General features: G+C 61.6%; 14 protein-coding genes and 1 tRNA gene. 6 read left to right on the forward strand and 9 right to left on the reverse strand.

Going from position 1 to position 20,668, the window contains the following annotated elements:
• Positions 1-113: 113 nt before the first annotated feature.
• Positions 114-2,300 carry an OsmC domain/YcaO domain-containing protein gene (locus CAF73_RS13795; RefSeq protein ID WP_085702984.1) on the reverse strand — a complete coding sequence of 729 codons (2,187 nt, stop codon included), beginning with the start codon at positions 2,298-2,300 and terminating at the stop codon, positions 114-116.
• Positions 2,301-2,479: 179 nt separating this feature from the next.
• Between CAF73_RS13795 and CAF73_RS13800 the strand changes: the two genes are divergently transcribed.
• Both CAF73_RS13800 and CAF73_RS13805 read left to right on the forward strand, forming a co-directional pair.
• Positions 2,480-5,101: an EAL domain-containing protein gene (locus tag CAF73_RS13800; protein WP_085696179.1), complete on the forward strand. Its 2,622-nt coding sequence runs from the start codon at positions 2,480-2,482 to the stop codon at positions 5,099-5,101.
• A gap of 99 nt (positions 5,102-5,200) precedes the next feature.
• Positions 5,201-6,484 carry an OprD family porin gene (locus CAF73_RS13805; protein ID WP_256574690.1) on the forward strand — a complete coding sequence of 428 codons (1,284 nt, stop codon included), beginning with the start codon at positions 5,201-5,203 and terminating at the stop codon, positions 6,482-6,484.
• Positions 6,485-6,492: 8 nt separating this feature from the next.
• On the opposite strand, the gene CAF73_RS13810 is transcribed toward CAF73_RS13805, so the two are convergent.
• The 7 genes from CAF73_RS13810 to fdnG form a co-directional block, all read right to left on the reverse strand.
• Positions 6,493-6,588, reverse strand: a tRNA-Sec gene (locus CAF73_RS13810).
• 6 nt (positions 6,589-6,594) lie between these two features.
• Complete coding sequence (gene selB / locus CAF73_RS13815) at positions 6,595-8,505, reverse strand: selenocysteine-specific translation elongation factor (RefSeq protein WP_085702986.1); 1,911 nt, start codon at positions 8,503-8,505, stop codon at positions 6,595-6,597.
• Positions 8,502-9,911 (reverse strand): L-seryl-tRNA(Sec) selenium transferase, encoded by a 1,410-nt coding sequence (gene selA / locus CAF73_RS13820; RefSeq protein ID WP_085702987.1) that lies wholly within the window; start codon positions 9,909-9,911, stop codon positions 8,502-8,504. The genes selB and selA overlap by 4 nt, the downstream gene beginning before the upstream one ends.
• Positions 9,912-9,957: 46 nt before the next feature.
• Complete coding sequence (gene fdhE, locus CAF73_RS13825; RefSeq protein WP_085696183.1) at positions 9,958-10,884, reverse strand: formate dehydrogenase accessory protein FdhE; 927 nt, start codon at positions 10,882-10,884, stop codon at positions 9,958-9,960.
• A 3-nt stretch (positions 10,885-10,887) separates the two neighbouring features.
• Positions 10,888-11,541 (reverse strand): formate dehydrogenase subunit gamma, encoded by a 654-nt coding sequence (locus tag CAF73_RS13830; protein ID WP_085702988.1) that lies wholly within the window; start codon positions 11,539-11,541, stop codon positions 10,888-10,890.
• Entirely contained in the window at positions 11,538-12,473 is a 936-nt protein-coding gene (gene fdxH, locus CAF73_RS13835; protein ID WP_085702989.1) for a formate dehydrogenase subunit beta, read from the reverse strand. The genes CAF73_RS13830 and fdxH overlap by 4 nt, the downstream gene beginning before the upstream one ends.
• Before the next feature lie 14 nt (positions 12,474-12,487).
• On the reverse strand, positions 12,488-15,553 hold the full coding sequence (gene fdnG / locus CAF73_RS13840; RefSeq protein ID WP_139834839.1) for a formate dehydrogenase-N subunit alpha: 3,066 nt from the start codon (positions 15,551-15,553) through the stop codon (positions 12,488-12,490).
• Between the two features lie 320 nt (positions 15,554-15,873).
• Here fdnG and CAF73_RS13850 point away from each other — a divergent pair, with 320 nt between their 5' ends.
• The 4 genes from CAF73_RS13850 to CAF73_RS13865 all read left to right on the forward strand — a co-directional run bounded on the left by CAF73_RS13850 (position 15,874) and on the right by CAF73_RS13865 (position 20,085).
• Complete coding sequence (locus CAF73_RS13850) at positions 15,874-17,022, forward strand: MalY/PatB family protein (RefSeq protein ID WP_085703085.1); 1,149 nt, start codon at positions 15,874-15,876, stop codon at positions 17,020-17,022.
• 95 nt (positions 17,023-17,117) lie between these two features.
• Positions 17,118-17,975 carry a glucose 1-dehydrogenase gene (locus tag CAF73_RS13855; protein WP_085696189.1) on the forward strand — a complete coding sequence of 286 codons (858 nt, stop codon included), beginning with the start codon at positions 17,118-17,120 and terminating at the stop codon, positions 17,973-17,975.
• Between the two features lie 91 nt (positions 17,976-18,066).
• Positions 18,067-18,678 (forward strand): Yip1 family protein, encoded by a 612-nt coding sequence (locus tag CAF73_RS13860; protein ID WP_085702991.1) that lies wholly within the window; start codon positions 18,067-18,069, stop codon positions 18,676-18,678.
• 48 nt (positions 18,679-18,726) lie between these two features.
• Positions 18,727-20,085, forward strand: a complete 1,359-nt coding sequence (locus tag CAF73_RS13865; protein ID WP_085702992.1) for a sodium:proton antiporter — start codon at positions 18,727-18,729, stop codon at positions 20,083-20,085.
• A 13-nt stretch (positions 20,086-20,098) separates the two neighbouring features.
• Here CAF73_RS13865 and CAF73_RS13870 read toward each other — a convergent pair whose 3' ends face one another.
• Positions 20,099-20,635: a hypothetical protein gene (locus tag CAF73_RS13870; RefSeq protein WP_085696192.1), complete on the reverse strand. Its 537-nt coding sequence runs from the start codon at positions 20,633-20,635 to the stop codon at positions 20,099-20,101.
• Between the last annotated feature and the right edge of the window lie 33 nt (positions 20,636-20,668).

The following is a 20,668-nucleotide window of genomic DNA, read 5'->3' on the forward strand; positions in this document are numbered from 1 at the left end:
AGACTGTGTGAAAACGCACTGAAGGCCAGTGCAACAAACGCCCCGACTTGGTTGGGGCGTTTGTTTTCGTGCGAGCAACAGACGAAAAAAGGCCGTTCAACCGATCAAAGTCATCAGTTGGCGCGCGCCGCGTGCAATTTCTTGTAGCTCTCGATCAGGCGCAGGTGCCGATCCAGCCCTTCCAGCTTCATGCTGGTCGGCGTCAGGCCGTAGAAGCGCACGCTGCCATTGACCGAGCCGATCGCCGCATCCATGCGCTCGTCGCCGAACATGCGGCGGAAGTTGGCTTCGTAGTCTTCCAGCTCCAGATCCTCGTCCAGCTCCATTTCCAGCACGACGTTGACCGCTTGATAGAACAAGCCGCGCTCGACGGTGTTGTCGTTGTATTGCAGGAAGGCTTCGACCAGATCCTTGGCCTGCTCGTACTTCTGCAAGGCGAGGTAGATCAGCAGGCGCAGTTCGAGAATGGTCAACTTGCCCCATGGCGTGTTGTCGTCGAACTCGATGCCGATCAGCGTGGTGATGTCGGTGTAATCGTCCAGCTCGCTGTGTTCCAGGCCTTTGACGAGATTGCGCAGGCCGACCTTGCTCAGGTTGTGCAGGTTGAGGATGTCGGCACGGAATTGCAGCGCTTTGTTGGTGTTGTCCCAGATCAGGTCCTCTACCGGATAGATCTCCGAGTAGTCCGGCACCAGAATGCGGCAAGCCTTGGCGCCGATGTGCTCGTAGACCGCCATGTAGACTTCCTTGCCCATGTCTTCAAGGATGCCGAACAGCGTCGCGGCCTCTTCGGCGTTGGAGTTTTCGCCATTGCCGGAGAAGTCCCACTCGACGAATTCGAAATCGGCCTTGGCGCTGAAGAAACGCCACGACACCACGCCGCTGGAATCGATGAAGTGCTCGACGAAGTTGTTCGGTTCGGTCACGGCCTGGCCCGAGAAGGTCGGCTGCGGCAGATCGTTGAGGCCTTCAAAGCTGCGGCCCTGCAGCAATTCGGTGAGGCTGCGTTCCAGCGCCACTTCGAAGCTCGGGTGCGCGCCGAACGAGGCGAACACGCCGCCGGTGCGCGGGTTCATCAGCGTCACGCACATCACCGGGAATTCACCACCCAGCGACGCGTCCTTGACCAGCACCGGGAAGCCCTGCTCTTCCAGCGCCTTGATCCCGGCGAGGATGCCCGGGTATTTCGCCAGTACCTCTTGCGGTACATCCGGCAGGGCCATTTCCCCTTCGAGGATTTCGCGCTTGACCGCCCGCTCGAAGATTTCCGACAGGCACTGCACTTGCGCTTCGGCCAGGGTGTTGCCGGCGCTCATGCCGTTGCTGAGAAACAGGTTTTCGATCAGGTTGGACGGGAAATACACGACCTCGTTGTCCGACTGGCGCACGAACGGCAGCGAGCAAATACCACGCTGGGTATTGCCGGAGTTGGTGTCGTACAGGTGCGAGCCGCGCAGTTCGCCGTCGCGGTTGTAAATACCCAGGCAGTACTCGTCGAGAATTTCTGCAGGCAACTCGTCTTTCGCGCCAGGCTTGAACCAGCGCTCGTCCGGGTAATGCACGAACTCGGCATTGGCGATCTCTTCGCCCCAGAACTGATCGTTGTAGAAGAAGTTGCAATTCAGCCGCTCGATGAACTCGCCCAGCGCCGAGGCCAGCGCGCTTTCTTTGGTCGCGCCCTTGCCGTTGGTGAAGCACATCGGCGACTGCGCATCGCGGATGTGCAGCGACCAGACGTTGGGCACGATGTTGCGCCACGAAGCAATTTCGATCTTCATGCCCAGGTCGGCCAGAATCCCCGACATATTGGCGATGGTTTGCTCCAGCGGCAGGTCCTTGCCGGCAATGCGGGTGCCCGCGCCGGACGTTGCAACCGGCATCAACAAGGCCTGGGCATCGGCGTCGAGGTTCTCGACTTCCTCGATCACAAACTCTGGCCCGGCCTGCACAACCTTTTTAACCGTGCAACGGTCGATCGAGCGCAGGATGCCCTGGCGATCCTTCTCGGAGATGTCCGCCGGCAGCTCAACCTGGATCTTGAAGATCTGGTTGTAGCGGTTTTCCGGATCGACAATGTTGTTCTGCGACAGACGAATGTTTTCGGTCGGGATATTGCGGGTGCTGCAGTACAACTTTACGAAGTAAGCCGCGCACAAGGCCGACGACGCCAGGAAATAGTCGAACGGACCCGGTGCAGAGCCATCGCCCTTGTAACGGATCGGTTGATCGGCCACCACCGTGAAGTCATCGAACTTGGCTTCGAGTCGGAGGTTGTCGAGAAAATTGACCTTGATTTCCATGCGGGTTACCAGAATAGCGAGCTAAACAAATTGGCCGCCATTATCCGGTTTTTGAGCGTGAAGTCTTGTGCTTTCGGGTCAAGGACGTCCGAGCGGTCAGACACGACTGGCACAACTTCTGAACATCCCCAGGCTGAAGATGTTCTAGATTGAACAGACACCGGATCAAGGACGAGCAGATGGATATCTCCAGCCATTCGACGCCACTCCCCAACCTTCAGGGCCCTGTCACCCGGCGTCTGGCTGTGGCGGTGGGTGCTCTGTTCATTGCCGGGGTGATGGCGGCAACTGCCGCGTTGCTCGGTATTGCCACTCATCTGGATGAGGAGGACGTCGACGACGTGCGGTTCTATTCGGCGCGAGCGCTGGAAAACCGGATCACCGCATCGAAGAACTACATCAGCAGTTACGCCTACTGGACGACAGCGTATGAACGTTTGGGCGGCACAGTCGACACGAATTGGGCGTACACCGAGCAGAACATGGGCAAGACCCTGTTTACCAACGACGGCTATGACGGTCTGTTCGTGCTGGATCGGGACCGCACCAAATACACCGTCGTTCGCGGGCAATTGCTCGATGCGCAAATGCGCCAGTTTCTTGAGGTTCCGGCGCTCAGCCTGGTGGAACAAGTGCAGAACCAGCCGGACCTGACCAGGCCTGTCAGTACTTATTCATTGTTCGAAGGCTGGCCGGCGCTGGTCACCGCTGCGGCGATCCTTCCCAACGATGAGCGTCCGGTGGGCGATCCACAAAAAACCTCCGTGCTGGTCTTCGTCGACAAGCTGACGCCCACCAAGTTGCGCAAGATCGGCAGCGGGTACGGGCTGAACAATCTGAAGCTGGCACCGGATGGCACCATCGACCCCGGCCAGCCCCGCGTCCCGCTGGACAGTACCGGCTACAGCCTCGTTGCTGATCTGGAGCGACCGGGCCAGCATCTGCTGTGGTCGTTGTTGCCTACCCTCGGCCCCGCTTTGATCGTGTTGATGGCCCTGACCGCGTGGTTCTTTCGCCATGCGCTGCGTTCCTCGCGCTACGTCGACGACAGTTTTGAAGCGATGCAGGCCTCGAATCAGGCACTGCTGGCGTCCAACCGCGCCCTTGAAGCCAGCGAGGAGCGCTTCCGGGCGGTGGCCGAAGCGGCTTCCGACTGGATCTGGGAAGTGGATGAAGCGTTGGCCATCACCTATCTGTCGGCCCGGTTCAGTGCAGTCACCGGCTATGAGCAGGCCCAGTGGATCGGCAAACACATCGGGCACTTGCTGGTCTGCGACACCACGCCACTGGATCTGTGGCTGAAAAAACTCGATGACGGGAGCAACGCCAGCGACCTGCGCTGCACCTACCGTGACCGCAAGGAACAACAGCGCCACTGCCGCCTCTCGGCCAGGCCCATCGTGGAGGGTGCGGCAGTCGTCGGTTATCGCGGCACGGCCAGCGACATCACCGATGAAGTCGCCGCCCATGCGCAGATCCAGCACTTGTCCCTGCATGACGCGCTGACGGGCCTGCCCAACCGCAACAAGCTGTCGCGCTATCTGGACGACGCCCTGTTACTCAAGGAGCACGCCCCGCCTTTGTCGCTGCTGATGATTGACCTGGATAACTTCAAGCCGATCAACGATTCGCTCGGGCATCCGGCAGGCGATGCTGTGTTGCAAGAAGTCGCCAGCCGCTTGCGCGAATGCACGCGCGACCACGATATCGTCGCCCGTCTGGGCGGTGACGAGTTCGTCGTGGTGCTCTGCGGCATGGACACGCATCAGGAGATCGACAAATTCTGCACACGCCTGATCGGCAGCCTGCATCAGCCCATCCTCTTCGAACAGCAACCGTTGCACATCGGCGCCAGTGTCGGAATCGCCCTGAGCCGGCGTCACGGGTACGTTGCCAGCGAGCTGATCCGTTGCGCGGACATTGCGCTGTACCAGGCCAAATCCGAAGGCAAGAACACCTGGTGCTATTTCGAAGCGCACATGAGCGATCAGATCCAGACGCGCCGGCAGATGGAGGATGAACTGCGCCGCGCCCTGACGAACAATCAGTTTGTGCTGCACTACCAGCCCCGATACACGGTCGATGGCAAGAAAATCGTCTCGGTCGAGGCATTGGTGCGCTGGCAGCACCCTGTCAAAGGGTTGCTCGGGCCGGATGTCTTCATTCCGCTGGCCGAACAGACCGACCTGATTGTCCCCTTGGGCCGCTGGGTCCTGCGTGAAGCGTGTGAAACGGCACTGACCTGGCCGGCGGACATTCTGCTGTCGGTCAACCTGTCACCCGCGCAGTTTGCGATCAGCGATGTGGTCGAAGATGTACGCGAAGTGCTGGTCGGCACTCGCTTCCCGGCCAGCCGACTGGAACTGGAAATCACCGAGAACGTCATGCTCAACGACACCGACGGCGCGTTGACCACCATGAACGCGCTCAAGGAACTGGGCGTGCGCCTGAACATGGATGACTTCGGCACCGGTTATTCATCCCTTGGCTATCTGCGCGCCTACCCGTTCGACGGCATCAAGATCGACAAACGTTTCATTGCTTCCATCAGCACCGGCGCCAATGATCGGGCGGTGGTCCAGGCCATCATTGGCCTGGGTAAAGCGATGGGGCTGACCGTGACTGCCGAAGGCGTTGAAACCGAGGAACAACTGGACATCCTGGGCAAGGATCAATGCAACGAAGTGCAGGGTTATTTCATGAGTCGCCCGATCGACAAGGCGGCCTTCGCCAGTCTTCTGCAGGCATCAAGAGCCACCCCTGTCGAGCCTGCCAGACAGCGAAAAGGCCGGGTGAACTGAGGACGCTGACTCAGCACATCCGCTCAATCGCAGCACGACGGTTTGCTTCAGTATCCGGCGACTTCCCTCACGGCCGGTCACTGACACATGAAAGCTTTCATGCAACCGCGTTTTGCCCTGGCACTCTTGTATTGCGCAATGGCCGACTCGGCATTTGCCAGCGGATTTCTCGACGACGCCAAGGCCGAAGTGCTCAGCCGCAACTTCTACCTGAGCAACGACTACCGCTCGCCCTCACCCACCGGCAAAAACTACAAACAGGAATGGGCTCAGGGGTTTATCGGCACTTTTGCATCCGGTTTCACGGATGGAACCGTCGGATTAGGCCTTGATGCCCACGCTTTTTACGGACTGAAACTTGATGGCGGTAAAGGGCACTCCGGCACGGGGCTGTTGCCGGTGGACAGTGACGGCCGTAGCGCAAGCGACTATTCCAGCGCCGGCGGTGCGCTGAAGCTCAAGGCCTCGAAGACTACCCTCGCCTTCGGTGAAATGACCGTGGAAACGCCGGTGTTCGACACCTCGGACAAACGGCTGCAACCGGAATACGCCACGGGGTTTCTGCTCGACAGCCACGAGATCGAAAACGCGCGCCTTGTCGCCGGGCGCTTCACGGCATTCAAGAACCAGGACAGCTCTTCCGGCAAAGGCGATTTTCAGGGCTACGGTGCCAGCACCCGAGGCGAAAGCATCAGTTTCGTCGGCACCGACCTGTTCAGCGACAGCCCGGTGGGTGGCGCGCTGTATGCGTCGGATCTGAGCGACACCTGGCGCCAGTACTACGCCAACCTGCATTTCAAACAGTCCGGTCTGTTGCTCGATGCCAACGTCTACCACACCCGCGATACCGGTCAGGCGCTGGCCGGCGACATCGACAACACCGCGTTCAGTTTCTCGGGCAAATACACCTTTGGCGCCCATGCGGTGATGCTCGGCTGGCAACGCATCAATGGCGACACACCGTTCGATTTCGTCGGTGGCGACTCGATCTACCTGGCCAACTCGATCAAATACGCCGACTTCAACGGTGCCCACGAACGCTCCTGGCAAGCGCGTTACGACCTCGATCTCGGCGCCTTCGGCATTCCGGGGCTGAACTTCATGACCCGTTATGTTTCCGGCAGCCACATCGACGGCACCCACGCACCCAAGGGCGGCGCTTATAACCCGTTCGACGCGGACAGCGGGCAATACCAGCCACAGCAAGGGGACGGCGGCAAACACTGGGAGCGCGATATCGATCTGCGCTACATCGTCCAGTCCGGCGCGGCCAAGGATTTGTCAGTGCAGCTGTCCCACGTTTCACACCGGGCCAACAGCGCCCAGGCGGGTGATGACATTGACCGGATCTACGTGGTGATCCAGTACCCGCTGGGTTTTTGAAGGGAAAATGGCGGAAGGCAGCCGGAGTCGAACCTGCCCGGGAACGGATGCCGTCCCCAACCGGGTTTGAAGCCCGGCCGCGCCACCGGGCGCGATTGCCTTCCTTGAACTCAGCTGGCGCCAGAGTTGGCCAGCGCACTGTCGAAGCGGATCTGCCGGCCTTCGCCGACGCGTCGGGTCAGGCCCAGCCGATCGAAGTATTCAAGGATCTGAATACTGCGTTTGCGTCCCAAGCCTAGCGCATCACGGAATGCCGTGACTTCGATTTGCGGATTTTCTTCAGCCAGGCGCAGCAACACCGCCGCCATTTGCCGCAACGTGATGTCGGTGACAAACAGGTCGCGCACCACTTGATGCGTCACGCCAAGGCGCGCCAGTTTGCGCAGCAGCAAACGCACGGTCGCATCTTCCTGGTCGACGACTTTTGCCATGTCGCGTACCCACGACGGATCGAAACCGTTCTGCTCGAACAATGGCTGAAGCGCCTGCCACAGGGTTTCGTCGTCGGCACTCAGGCGTACCTGGTGCTCGGGCAAATGCAGCCACGGGCCGCTGGCGACCAGTGAACCGGCGCCGAGCAGTTCTTCCAGCAGGCTGATGAACGTTGCACGTTCGACACTCAAACCGCTGAAGCGCCGCAGACGGTCGCGATCCGGCCCCATTTGATCGGGCTCCAGCTCATGAAAGCGTGCCAGTTGCTCCAGCAAGGTGAACTTGAGCATGCCCCAGCGCTGTGCATTGAACAGCATCGGTCCTTGCCGGGTTTCGACCAGGCGGACGTTATCCGGTAATGACCAACGCTCACGCGGACGATTGAACTGACGCTCCAGGCGCTGCGGATCAAGGCCGCTTTCACTGTATTCCAGCAACGTCGGCAAGGCCTGTTCCAGCTCGGAGTTGATCGCCAGTGCGCGCAGCTGCGCCAGCCGTTCCGGGCTGCGCCGTTGACGGGCTGGCGCGAAGGGATCGAGCACGCGTCCACCGCCGAGCGTTCGCTGGGCACTGGCGTCACGCAGGATCAGCGGGTCACCGTGGACGCCGTGCACCGGGACGTTCGTCAGCAGTTGCGCAAACATGCGCTCGCCGGGCGCCAGGCTCGAGCCTTCCAGCAAGGCGACCCGGGCGATCACGTCCTGAGTGCCCAGATGCAGGTGCACTGGCTGGAAATGCTGGAAAACCCGTTCGCCCGGCAACAACCGGAATTCGATGTCCAGCCGCTGGGTCGGTGCGTACAGCCATTCGGCGAGCAACCATTGGCCGCGATGAATCTGCCCAAGTTCCAGACGATCCGCGCTGATGTTCAGGGCTACGCGCTGGCCGGCGAATGCCTGCTCGGCGGCCTGATTCTGCGCGTGCAGTCCCCTGACTCGCACGGTTTTGCCCGCCGGGCCGAGGCTGAGTTTGTCACCCACGGCGACCGCGCCTGAAAGCGCCGTCCCCGTCACCACGATGCCGGCGCCGGCGACACTGAACGCCCGGTCGATCGCCAGACGAAATCCACCGTCGCGACTGCGTTCTTCGCTTTCTATCTGCAGCAACGTCTGGCGCAACGCGTCGACACCCTCGCCCGTCACGCTGGAAACCGTCAACAGCGGCGCCCCGGCATAGGGGCCAGACGCCAGAAGGCTTCCAACCTGTCGGCGGACTTCTTCCACCCTGCCCGCTTCAACCCGATCGCACTTGGTGATCGCTACCAGCGCCCGGGGGATGCCCAGCAGCTCGACAATCGCCAGATGCTCGCGGGTCTGCGGCATCACTCCGTCATCCGCCGCCACCACCAGCAACACCAGATCGATGCCTTGCGCGCCAGCGAGCATGTTGTGGGTGAATTTCTCGTGACCTGGTACGTCGATGAAACCTGTCAGCCCGGCGCCCGGCGCCAGTTCTGCGTACAGATAACCGAGGTCAATGGTCATGCCGCGTTCGCGTTCCTGCGGGCGGCGGTCGCCGGTTTGCCCGGTGAGCGCTTGCAGCAATGACGTCTTGCCGTGGTCGATGTGCCCTGCCGTGCCGATGATCACGTTTGCAATTGCCCGAGTTGCGCCTGCCACGCCGGTTCATCGTCGAGTTGCCGCAGATCCAGCCACAACGCGTCGTCATCGATGCGCCCGAGCACCGGGATCGGCAAGGCGCGCAACCCGGCTTCCAGATTCAGCAGGCTACGTCCGCGCAGGCGTTTCGATACCTGCGGGCGCAGGCACAGCGCCGCGCTCGGCAGGCGTGCCACCGGTTGGCTTCCGCTGCCGATCATGCCCAGCGCAAGTTCTGCGGTGACGGTCCAGCCCTCGCCCAACAATTCGGACATGGCCGGTTGCAGGCGTTCGGCCTGGGCCAGAATCTCGGCTTGCGGGCGGGTCAGCAGGCGCAGGCTCGGTAAACGTTCGGCCAGACGATCCGGGTCGCGATAGAGACCGAGCACCGCTTCCAGTGCGGCCAGGGTCAGTTTGTCGACCCGCAACGCGCGTTTCAGCGGATTCTTCTTGATCTTCGCGATCAACTCCTTGCGCCCGACGATCACCCCCGCCTGCGGGCCGCCGAGCAATTTGTCACCGCTGAAGGTGACGATGTCGGCGCCATCGAGCAGCGCCTGGCGCACCGTCGGTTCCGCCGGCAGGCCCCAGCGAGTCAGATCCAGCAGACTGCCGCTGCCAAGATCTTCCAGCAGCGGCAGATCATGCCGATGGGCCAACGCAGCCAGTTCGGCGGTCGGGACCCGGGCGGTGAAGCCTTCGATGCTGTAGTTGCTCGCGTGCACGCGCATGATCAGGCCGCTGCGTGGGCTGATGGCGGCTTCGTAGTCGCGGGCATGGGTGCGGTTGGTGGTGCCGACTTCGTGCAGACGCACGCCGGCGCGGCTCATGATGTCGGGGATGCGGAACGCGCCGCCGATTTCGATCAACTCGCCCCGGGAAATGATGCCTTCCTTGCGCGCGCCGAGGCTGTTGAGGGTCAGCAGTACGGCGGCTGCATTGTTGTTGACCACGGTCACGGCTTCGGCGCCGGTCAGTTCGCGGATCAGGCCTTCGATCAGGTCATCGCGGTCGCCGCGCTTGCCGCTGGCCAGGTCGAACTCCAGATTCAACGGATAGCGCGCCGCGAGTTGCACCGCGTCAATGGCTTCTTCGGGCAACAAGGCGCGCCCGAGGTTGGTGTGCAGCACGGTGCCGGTCAGGTTGAACACCCGGCGCACCTGGCTGCGCTGCTTCAACGCCAGACGTTCGGCAACCCTTCCGGCCAGGGCTTCGGGGCTGATTTCAACGGCGGTCAATTGCCCCGCCAGCACGGCTTCGCGCAAGTCATCCAACAACTGGCGAAACCCCGTCAACAGCGCCTCGCGCCCGTAACGCTCGGCCAATGGCTGACACGCGGGATGGCGCAACAGGCTGTCGATGGAAGGTAAACGCAAGGCAAAGACACTGACGGACATCAGGCACTCCGGAAAAAACCGATGCGCCTGAGTGTAGACCCTTGCGTCATTCGTCTCCTGGCGCCAGCAGCAGATTCGGCGCCAGCCGCTGATAACCGTCCTGGGCCAGGCGCATGTCGAGCAGCAGACTGCCCAGATCTGCCGACAGCGCCTCGCCCTCCCCGTCGTTTTCCAGATACAGCAACTTCAGATAGCTGTTGCAGCCCGGACAGACTTCGGCGCGCAACGGCGCCTGATTGGCGGCGTGGCGGTCATCCTCAAGACTCAGGTATTCAAGCCCCTTGCTCTGCTCGCAATACACGCACTTGACCCGCACCACATGCCATTCGCAGGCACACAGCGAACACACCAGATAACGCAGGCCGTTGTGCTTGCCGCGATGGCGGATCACCCCGGCCATGGCCGGCGAACCACAGGCCGGGCACTGGCTGAGGCTGTCGCCGGGTGTCAGTTGCAGATTCGCTGCGCTGAGCAGCCAATGACTCCACGCCGCTTGCAGCGCCGCGCCGAGAAACGGCACCAGCGCCGCGGGCACCAGCGAATATTGGCCGCTGACCAGCGCCACGGCCCAGGCGCGCAACTGGCCGGGGCTGGCAAGGCGCAGCGTGGTCACGGCCTCGACCACAGCAGGTTGCTCGGGGGCGACATAACGCTGCAGCAAAGCTTCGAGATAAAGCTGCCAGGTGTCCTCGCGAATCAATGTGTCGGCGGCGAACGGCGGCATGCCGTGTTGCCGGCAGACTTCGAGCCGCTGTTCATCAAGCGACGCGGTCGAGGGCGGATCATCGAGGATCTGCTGCTGGACTTGGCACAGCCCGGCAATCAACTGCAGGTAGTCGGCCAGCGGATGACCTTCGGCCAAACGTTCAAGACGCTGGGCCCGCAACATGAACAGGTTGTGCGGTGGCAAGTGCAGAAACGGCGGCGAACTGGCGGCCGCTTCGATTTCTCCGGGTTCAAGGATGGTTGGCAACTGTCAGCCCTTTTTCGTGACCGGTCGCTCTGGCGGATCCTGGCTTTCCACCTCGCGATACCAGAGTGCATGGTGTTTCCTGGCCCAGGCGCGACTGACCCAGCCGTGCATCATCGCGTCCACCGAACCCTTGATCCAGATCCCGGCGTAGATGTGCACGATGATGCTCAGGATCAGCACAAACCCCGCCAGTGCGTGCAGCAACATGGCCCAGCGAATCGTGGTGATGCCGAAGTAATGACTGAAATACGCGCGCCAGATCACCAGTCCCGTGAACAGCAATGCGAGCATGCACAGCAGTAAAGTCCAGAACAGCAGTTTTTGCCCGGCGTTGTACTTGCCCACCGGCGGCACGGTTTCTTCGTCGTTGACCATTACCCGGTCAATTCGCCGCAGCCACTTCCAGTCGTTGTCGATGAAGAAGTTCGAGCGCCAGAAGCGAAACACCAGGCCGAGGAAAAACACGAACATCAGCACGCCCATGAACGGATGCAGGATCCGCGTCCAAGGCCCGCCTCCGAACAGGTGGGTCAGCCAGAACATCGACGGATGAAACAAAGCCAGCCCCGACAGTCCGGCCATGAAGAACAGAATCGCCACCAGCCAGTGATTGGTGCGCTGATTGGCGGTGTAGCGCAGGATCGTCTTGTTGCTCATGGCCGGCCCTCCCCGCGTGGGTCGAAGGTGTGCACTGCCGGATCGACGACGTGCACCGAGGTGTCGGGCGGATCGGGATGTTCATCTTCTTCGACCCGGTTCGGGCCGATCCGCACGTAATGGAAGAACCCGGCCAGCACCGCGGCGCCCATGGCCAAAAGGCCCAGCGGTTTGCTGATGCCTTTCCACAAGCCCACCAGCGGACTGAACTCGGGGTTGTCCGGCAGGCCGGCGTAGATTTTCGGCGTGTCGGCGTGGTGCAACACGTACATGACGTGGGTGCCGCCGACGCCTTCCGGGTCATACAGGCCGGCATTGTCGAAGCCACGGCTTTTCAGGTCGACGATGCGCTCGGCGGCGTGGGTCTTCATGTCGTCCTTGGTGCCGAACACGATGGCACCGGTCGGGCAGGTTTTCACACAGGCCGGCTCAAGCCCCACCGCCACCCGGTCCGAACACAGCGTGCATTTGTAGGCCTTGTGATCTTTCTGCGAAATGCGCGGGATGTTGAACGGGCAACCGGTGATGCAATAACCGCAGCCGATGCAGTGGTCCTGATCGAAATCGACGATGCCGTTGGCGTGCTTGATGATCGCGCCGGGGCTGGGGCACGCCGCCAGGCAACCGGGCTCGGCGCAGTGCATGCAGCCGTCCTTGCGGATCAGCCATTCGAGATTGCCGGCGTCGGTTTCATGCTCGGTGAAGCGCATCAGCGTCCATGAATCGGCGCTCAGGTCCTGCGGGTTGTCGTAGGTGCCGTGGTTGTGGCCGACCTCGTCGCGCAACTCGTTCCATTCCGAGCACGCGACCTGACAGGCCTTGCAACCGATGCATTTGGTGGTGTCGATCAGTTTGGCCACCTGTTCCTGGCCGCGTATCGACGGCGCGGGTGTGGTGGTGGCCGAGCGGGCAATGATGTCTTGGCTGGCCATCTAAAGATTCTCCATCAGAGCTTCTCCACGTTGACCAGGAATGACTTGGATTCCGGGGTCTGTGTATTGCCATCGCCGAGGAACGGCACCAGGGTGTTGGTCAGGTAACCGTGACGCGTCAGGCCGGTGAAGCCCCAGTGCAGCGGAATGCCGATCTGGTGCACCACCTGGTTGTTGACCTGCAACGGCCGGATCCTTTTGGTCACCACCGCTACCGCTTCAATGAACCCGCGCTTGCAGGTGACCCGCACCCGGTCGCCGGCAGCGATGCCTTTCTCCTTGGCCAGTACTTCGCCGATTTCCACGAACTGCTCGGGTTGGGCGATCGCGTTCAACTTGCAGTGCTTGCTCCAGAAGTGGAAATGCTCGGTCAGCCGGTAGCTGGTGGCGGCGTACGGGTAATCCTTGGCGACGCCAAGGCTGTCCCACACCGAATCGAAAATCCGCGCCGCAGGGTTGCTGATGGCGTTCTTGTTTTCCGGGTGCAGCGGGTTGATGCCGATCGGGGTTTCGAACGGCTCGTAGTGCTCGGGGAATGGCCCTTCGTTCATCTTGTCGACGGCGAAGAACCGCGCCACGCCTTCGGGGTTCATGATGAACGGGTTCATCCCGGCCTCCGGCGGCACGTCGGCCTTGTAGTCCGGCACGTCGGTGCCGCCCCAGGCCTTGCCGTTCCACCACACCAGGCGTTTTTTCGGATCCCACGGTTTGCCGGCGACGTCCGCAGAAGCGCGGTTGTACAGAATCCGCCGGTTGGCCGGCCAGGCCCACGCCCAACCCTGATGCTGATGCATGCCGTAAGGGTCGTTATTGTCACGGCGGGCCATCTGATTGCCGGCTTCGGTCCAGCTGCCGCAGAAGATCCAGCAGCCGGACGCGGTGCTGCCGTCGTCCTTGAGCTGGGCGAACCCGGCCAGTTGCGAATTGCCCTTGATCGCCGCGCCGGTGGCGTCGGTGAAGTCCGTGGTGGCGTAGCCGTTGATCTCTTTGGCGATCTCTTCCGGCGAGGGTTCTTCGGCGATCTTGTACGGCCACGACAGCTTCAACAGCGGATCGGCAAATTTGCCGCCCTGGGCCTGATAACGCTCACGCAGGCGCAGGAACAGCGCACTCATGATCTGCACGTCAGTGCGCGCCTCGCCGGGGCCGTCGGCACCTTTCCAGTGCCATTGCAGCCAGCGGCTGCTGTTGACCAGCGAACCGTCCTCTTCAGCAAAACAGGTGGTCGGCAGACGGATCACTTCGGTCTGGATGTCGGCGCTCTTCACATCATTGAACGGCCCGACGTGTTCCCAGAACTGCGAGGTTTCGGTGGCCAGCGGGTCCATGACCACCAGCCATTTCAGCTTGGCCAATGCGGCCATCACCCGGTTCTTGTCCGGCAACGCGGCAATCGGGTTGAAGCCCTGACACATGTAGCCGTTGACCTTGCCCTGCCCCATCAGGTCGAACACCTTGAGGATGTCGTAGTTGGGGATGTCGAGTTTCGGCAGGTAGTGGTAGGCCCACTGATTCTCGGCGGTGGCATTGGCGCCGTACCAGGCTTTCATCAGGCTGACGTGGAACTTGCTGTAATTCTGCCAGTAGGACAATTGCCCCGGCCGCAGCGGTACTTGCGTGCGTTTCTTGATGTAGGCGTTGTAGTCCTGCTCCATGTCGGTGGGCAGGGTCAGGTAACCCGGCAGCGCGTTGGACAGCAGGCCGAGGTCGGTCAGGCCCTGAATGTTCGAGTGCCCGCGCAACGCGTTGACCCCGCCGCCGGGCATGCCGACGTTGCCCAGCAACAGTTGCACCATGGCTGCGCTGCGGATGATCTGCGAGCCGATCGAATGCTGGGTCCAGCCCAACGCATAAAGGATGGTCATGGTCTTGCCCGGTTGCGAGCAAGTGGCGATTTCCTCCCAGATCTTTTTCATCGCGTCGACCGGCATGCCACAGATCTGGCTCGCGAGGTCGATGTTGTAGCGGCTGTAATGCTGCTTCATCAATTGATAGACGCAGCGCGGGTCCTGCAGGGTCGGGTCGACTTTGACGAAGCCGTCGTCACCCAGTTCGTAACCCCAGGTAGATTTGTCGGTGTAGCTGCGTTTGGCTGCGTCGTAACCGGTGAACAGTCCGTCCTCGAAGCCGAACCCGGCTTTGACGATGAACGACACGTCGGTGTAGTTGCGCACGTATTCGTGCTGGATCTTGTCCTCGGTCAGCAGGTAATTGATCAGCCCGCCCATGAACGCGATGTCGCTGCCGGTGCGAATCGGCGCGTAGTAATCGGCCACGGACGCGGTCCGGGTAAACCTCGGATCGACCACAATCAGCCGCGCGGCGTTGTGCGCCTTGGCTTCGGTCACCCATTTGAAGCCGCAAGGATGGGCTTCTGCTGCGTTGCCGCCCATCACCAGGATCAGATTCGCGTTGGCGATATCGGTCCAGGTGTTGGTCATGGCTCCACGGCCGTACGTCGGGGCAAGACTTGCCACCGTCGGGCCGTGTCAGACACGCGCCTGGTTATCGAACCCCAGCATGCCAAGACTGCGAATCACCTTGTGGGTGATGTAGCCCGCTTCGTTGGACGCCGCCGACGCCGCGAGGAAACCGGTAGTCAGCCAGCGATTCACCGTCTGCCCCTGGGCGTTCTGCTCGACGAAATTGGCGTCGCGGTCGGCCTTCATCAGGTCGGCGACGCGGTCGAGGGCTTCGTCCCAGGTGATCCGGGTCCATTCGCTGCTGCCGGGCTTGCGCACCTGCGGGTACTGCAGGCGGCCGGGGCTGTGAATGAAGTCCAGAAGGCCCGCGCCTTTCGGGCACAGGGTGCCCCGATTGACCGGGTGGTCGGCGTCGCCCTCGATATGGATGATGTTTTGCGCAACGTTCTTCGCGGCATCGCCCTGGCTGTACATGATCAACCCGCAACCGACCGAGCAATACGGGCAGGTGTTGCGGGTTTCATGGGTGTGGGCAAGCTTGAAGTGGCGCACCTGCTCGGCGAAGGCCAGCGTCGGGGCCATGCCCAACGCGCCCAGGCTAGAGCCTGCAAGGCCGATACCGGCGACCTTGAAGAACTGACGACGGCTGAGATCCATCGTGCACTCCTGATCAGGTGGAACCCGGTACTGGTGCCGGGTCTGTTCTGGACAATCACGGTTGCGGCACTTGAGTGCCGACTTTTTCACTGTAGACAACGTGCGGTTGGCCAGTGTGAAAACCGACCGTCGGCCGTTTGTCGGATCACCACCTCCCTGTGTGCGAGCTTGCTCGCGAAAAGCGGTGTGTCATTCAACATTGATGCTGCCTGACCAGACGCATTCGCGAGCAAGCTCGCTCCCACAGGTTTTGTGTGCTCCTTCAGGAGCATGGGCTTATCATGGCGGGCACGACCCATCTCCGCTTTCAGAGACAACGCATGACTTTCGATTTTGATCAGGTATTCGACCGCCACGACACCGGCAGCACCAAGTGGAGCCGCTATCCGGCCGACGTGTTGCCGATGTGGGTCGCTGACATGGATTTCGCTGCGCCGCCAGTGGTCATCGAGGCGCTGCAACAACGCCTGCTGCACCCGTTGGTGGGTTACAGCGTGGCCCAGGACAACCTGCGCGAGGCCATCGTTGCCGACCTCTGGAACAAATTTGCCTGGCGGGTCAAACCGCAGGAGCTGATTTTCCTGCCGGGTGTTGAATCGGGTTTCAACATGGCGCTCAAGGCGCTGGTGCAGCCTCAGCAGAACGTCGTGGTGCAGACCCCGAACTACCCGCCGCTGCGCCATGCGCCGGGCCATTGGGGCTTGAACAAGGTTGAACTGGAATTCAACGCACAGGCCGACGGCACCTACGCCACCCCGCTGGACGCGCTGCGTGAATCCCTGACCGGTGGTGGCGCCCTGCTCCTGAGCAACCCGCACAACCCGATCGGCAAGGTCTTCGGCCGTGAAGAACTGCAAGCGGTGGCGGACATCTGCGTGGCGCAGGACGCCTGGATCATCTCCGACGAAATCCACGCCGAGCTGTGCTACGACGGCCGCCTACACATTCCGACCGCCTCCCTGAGCCCGGAGATCGCCCGCCGCACCATCACTCTGATGTCGGCGAGCAAGGCCTACAACATCGCCGGTCTCAAGACCTCGTTCATGATCATCCAGGACGCCGCCCTGCGCGAACGCGTCAACCACGCCCGTTGCGGCATGGTCGACAGCGTCAACCCGCTGGGCATGGAAGCCACCCGCGTGGCCTACAGCGAGGCCGGTCCGTGGCTGAAGGAACTCAAGCAATACCTGCAAGCCAACCGTGACTGGCTGGTAGAAGCGGTTCGCAGCCGTCTGCCCGGCGTAACGATCAACGTTCCACAAGGCACTTATCTGGCGTGGCTCGACTGCTCGGCGCTGGATCTGGACGACCCACAGAAATTCTTCCTGGAACACGCCCGTGTCGGCCTCAGCCCTGGCCTGGATTTTGGCGATCACAGCCAACAGTTCGTGCGCCTGAACTTCGGTTGCCCGCGTTCGATGCTGGAAGAAGGGATCTCGCGGATGGAGCGAGCCTTGAAGTCCCGGTAATCACGTCAGGACAAACCCAAGCGTCAATCCGATCGAACTCACTCAAGACAGGCCGGGTCAACCGGCCTACCTGACATGAGACCCGGAGATTGACGATGACGCACTATCCAAAACCCCCATTCCCGAAACAGGCACAACCGGTTCCTGGCTCCCAGCGCAAGATGGAGCCCTACCCCGATTGCGGCGAGCAAAGCTACACCGGCTCCGGTCGGCTGGCCGGCAAGATTGCGCTGATTACCGGTGCCGACAGCGGCATCGGCCGGGCGGTGGCTATCGCCTTCGCCCGTGAAGGTGCAGATGTAGCGGTCGCCTATCTCAACGAACACGAAGATGCCAAGGAAACCGCGCGCTGGGTCGAACAGGCCGGCCGCCAGTGCTTGCTGCTGCCCGGCGACATTGCCCAGAAGGCCCAGTGCCAGGCGTTGGTGGACCAAACTGTCGAGCGCTTCGGCCGCATCGACGTGCTGGTCAACAATGCAGCCTTCCAGATGACTCATGAAACCTTCGAGGAGATTCCCGACGATGAATGGGTGATGACCTTCGACGTCAACATCACCGCGATTTTCCGTCTGTGCCAGGCCGCCATCAAACACATGGGCCCCGGCGCTTCGATCATCAACACCAGTTCGGTCAACTCGGACATGCCCAAACCCACCCTGCTCGCCTACGCCACCACCAAAGGCGCCATCGCCAATTTCACCGGTGGTCTGGCCCAGATACTCGGGCCGAGGGAGATTCGCGTGAACTGCGTCGCGCCGGGGCCGATCTGGACGCCGCTGATCGTCTCGACCATGCCGGATGAAGAAGTGCAGAACTTCGGCGAGCAGACACCACTCGGCCGGCCCGGCCAGCCAGTGGAAGTCGCGCCGATCTATGTGCTGCTGGCGTCGGACGAAGCCAGCTACATCACCGGTCAGCGCTATGGCGTGACCGGCGGCAAACCCATGCTCTGATCACACCGCCGAAAAAAAGTGAACCGCTGGACAAGGCGACCTCTCCATACCTTCATGGCCCGTTCGGGTTGCAAGAGATCAGGAGGTCGTCATGTCCGCACCTATCGTCAAACTCTTCACCCAGCCGAACTTCGCCTGGACCGATATCCGCCGCGAAGAAGAAGCGCATCCGCGTCATTACCTCGCCCATCTGCTGTTACTGGCACTTGTTCCGGCGGTGTGCCTGTTCATCGGCACGACTTATGTCGGCTGGAGCCTGGCGGCGGGTGAAACCGTCAGGCTCAGCAGTGCCAGTGCTCTGCAGTTGAGTGTCATGCTCTACCTCACTATCGTCGTCGGTGTGGCGATCATCGGCGGTTTCATCCGCTGGATGTCGCGCACCTTCGATGCGCGGCCGACGCTCAATCAGTGCATAGGGTTCGCGGCGTATACCGTCAGCCCGTTTTTCCTCGCCGGGATCGGCGGCCTGTACCCGAGCCGCTGGCTGGCGGTACTGGTGCTGGGCGCGGCGTCGATTTATTCGACGTTTCTGCTGTTCGTTGGCCTGCCGACCTTCATGCACGAGCGCAAGGAACAGGGCTTGCTGTATTCGGCGAGCGTCTGGGGCGTTGCGCTGCTGGTGCTGGTGACGTTGCTGGTATCGATGATTCTGCTGTGGTTCAACGTGCTGACGCCGGAATACCTGCGCACGACCGCGGGTTAGGTCGGGCATGTTGCGGCGACATCGAATCGGCGCGGCGGGCCTCCCGTCGTGAGCTTCATCGTTTGGGTCGCGGTGCTCGGCGCCGTGCTGCTCATGCTTGCACTGACGTCCTCCTATCTGCGATGGATGCCGGTGACGACATCCGCGGTATGCCTGCTGTTGGGCGTCGGCATCGGGCCGGTCGGGCTTGATTTGCTGAAATTGCCGCTGGACGAAGCCTCTTTGTGGATGGAGCACCTGACCGAAGTCGCGGTGCTGTTTTCTCTGTTTGTCTGCGGTTTGAAACTGCGATTGCCGCTGCGCGACAAACGTTGGCGGATCGCATTTGGCCTGGCAGGTCCGGTGATGGTGCTGACGATCATTGGGGTCTGCCTGCTGCTGCATTTCGGCCTGAACCTGAATTGGGGCCCTTCGTTGCTGATCGGGGCGATTCTGGCGCCGACCGATCCGGTACTCGCTGCGCTGGTACAGGTCAACGATGCGCGGGACGTCGACAGCGTGCGGTTCGGCCTGTCCGGCGAGGCCGGGCTCAATGACGGGATTGCCTTTCCTTTCGTGATCCTCGGGCTGTTGCTGCTGCACGGTGAAGGTTTTGCCGCCGAGTGGCCCGACTGGGTGCTACGCAGCGTGCTCTGGGCCGTGCCCGCCGGCTTGCTTTGCGGTTACTGGATGGGCCGTGGCATCGGCCGCCTGACCTTGTCACTGCGTATCCGCAACGATGACAGCACCCTCAGCCCCAACGACTATCTGGCGCTGGCATTGATCGCACTGGCCTACGTGGCGGCGGAATCCATTGGTGGCTACGGCTTTCTGTCAGTGTTTGCCGCCGGCCTGGGGTTGCGGCAGGAGGAAGTCAAATTCACCGGTGCCCACCAACCACCCGCCGAGCATCTGGTGCAACCGGTGGTCGGCCATCAGAACGTCGAACCGCAGCAGGCGGTGCATGGCGATACCGAACGACTGGAAGACAGCCAGGTGGCCGCCGGCATCATGATGGGCGACATGCTGTCTTTCGGAGGTCTGGTCGAGCGGGCGATGGAAGTGTTTCTGGTGACCCTGCTGGGCGTGGTGCTGGTCAGTCACTGGGACTGGCGGGCGTTGCTGGTCGGCGGCGTACTGTTTTGTGTGATTCGCCCCGTTTGCGTGGCGTTGATGCCATGGGGATCGCTACTCGCGGGGCGCCAACGGTTGTTGATCGGCTGGTTCGGCATTCGAGGCATCGGCAGTCTGTTCTACCTTTTCTATGCGCTGAACCATGGACTGGACAGCAGCGTGGGCACGCTGTGTACCGACCTGACCCTGTCGGTGGTGGCGCTGAGCATTCTGCTGCACGGCGTCAGCACCCAGCCGATCCTCGCCCGCTACGAGCAGCGTAAACAACCGGACAAGTCGACAGGCCGCCCTTGAACGCGGTGCTGCTTCAGCTTCCCGGGTTGGTCACCTGAATGTAGATGGCATACGTGCCGAGCAACATCCAGAACGTGGCAAAGATCCACGGCGTTCGAATGGAAAACAGCAGTGACTTGCGATAGCCCTTGTGGCTCGATTCCATCTCGCTGAACAAAGGCGATTCGTCATAAGCCAGCCCCATCAGGGGTTCGCTGCGCAGCAATTCACTCTGTTTGAAATGCCAATGATCGATGATGTCGTAAGCGGCACGAATCCCCGGCCAGGCATTGAGCGAACTGAGCATGCCAAGCAAGGCCAGAAACGGTGGCACCACCAGCGTGAATAACTTGCCCCACTCGGGGTTGAGGTTGGCCATGCAGGACGCGAAGGCAATCACCAGAAACGATTGCGCCGCCAGGTAGGCGTCGGTTCGATTGGCCAGGATGCTGGTTTCGTACTGGATTTCCCGTCGGTAGAAATCCAGCCGCTCCTTGGGTGAGCCGAACATTTTGGCGTTATGTTCGTTCAGGGTTTCTTCGGCGGTCGGCTCGGTCAATATGCGTGGCACGGTAGAGCGCTCCAAGACAAAGCGTTTGGAGGC

The organism is Pseudomonas sp. B15(2017) (assembly GCF_002113215.1).
Classification (GTDB): Bacteria; Pseudomonadota; Gammaproteobacteria; order Pseudomonadales; family Pseudomonadaceae; genus Aquipseudomonas.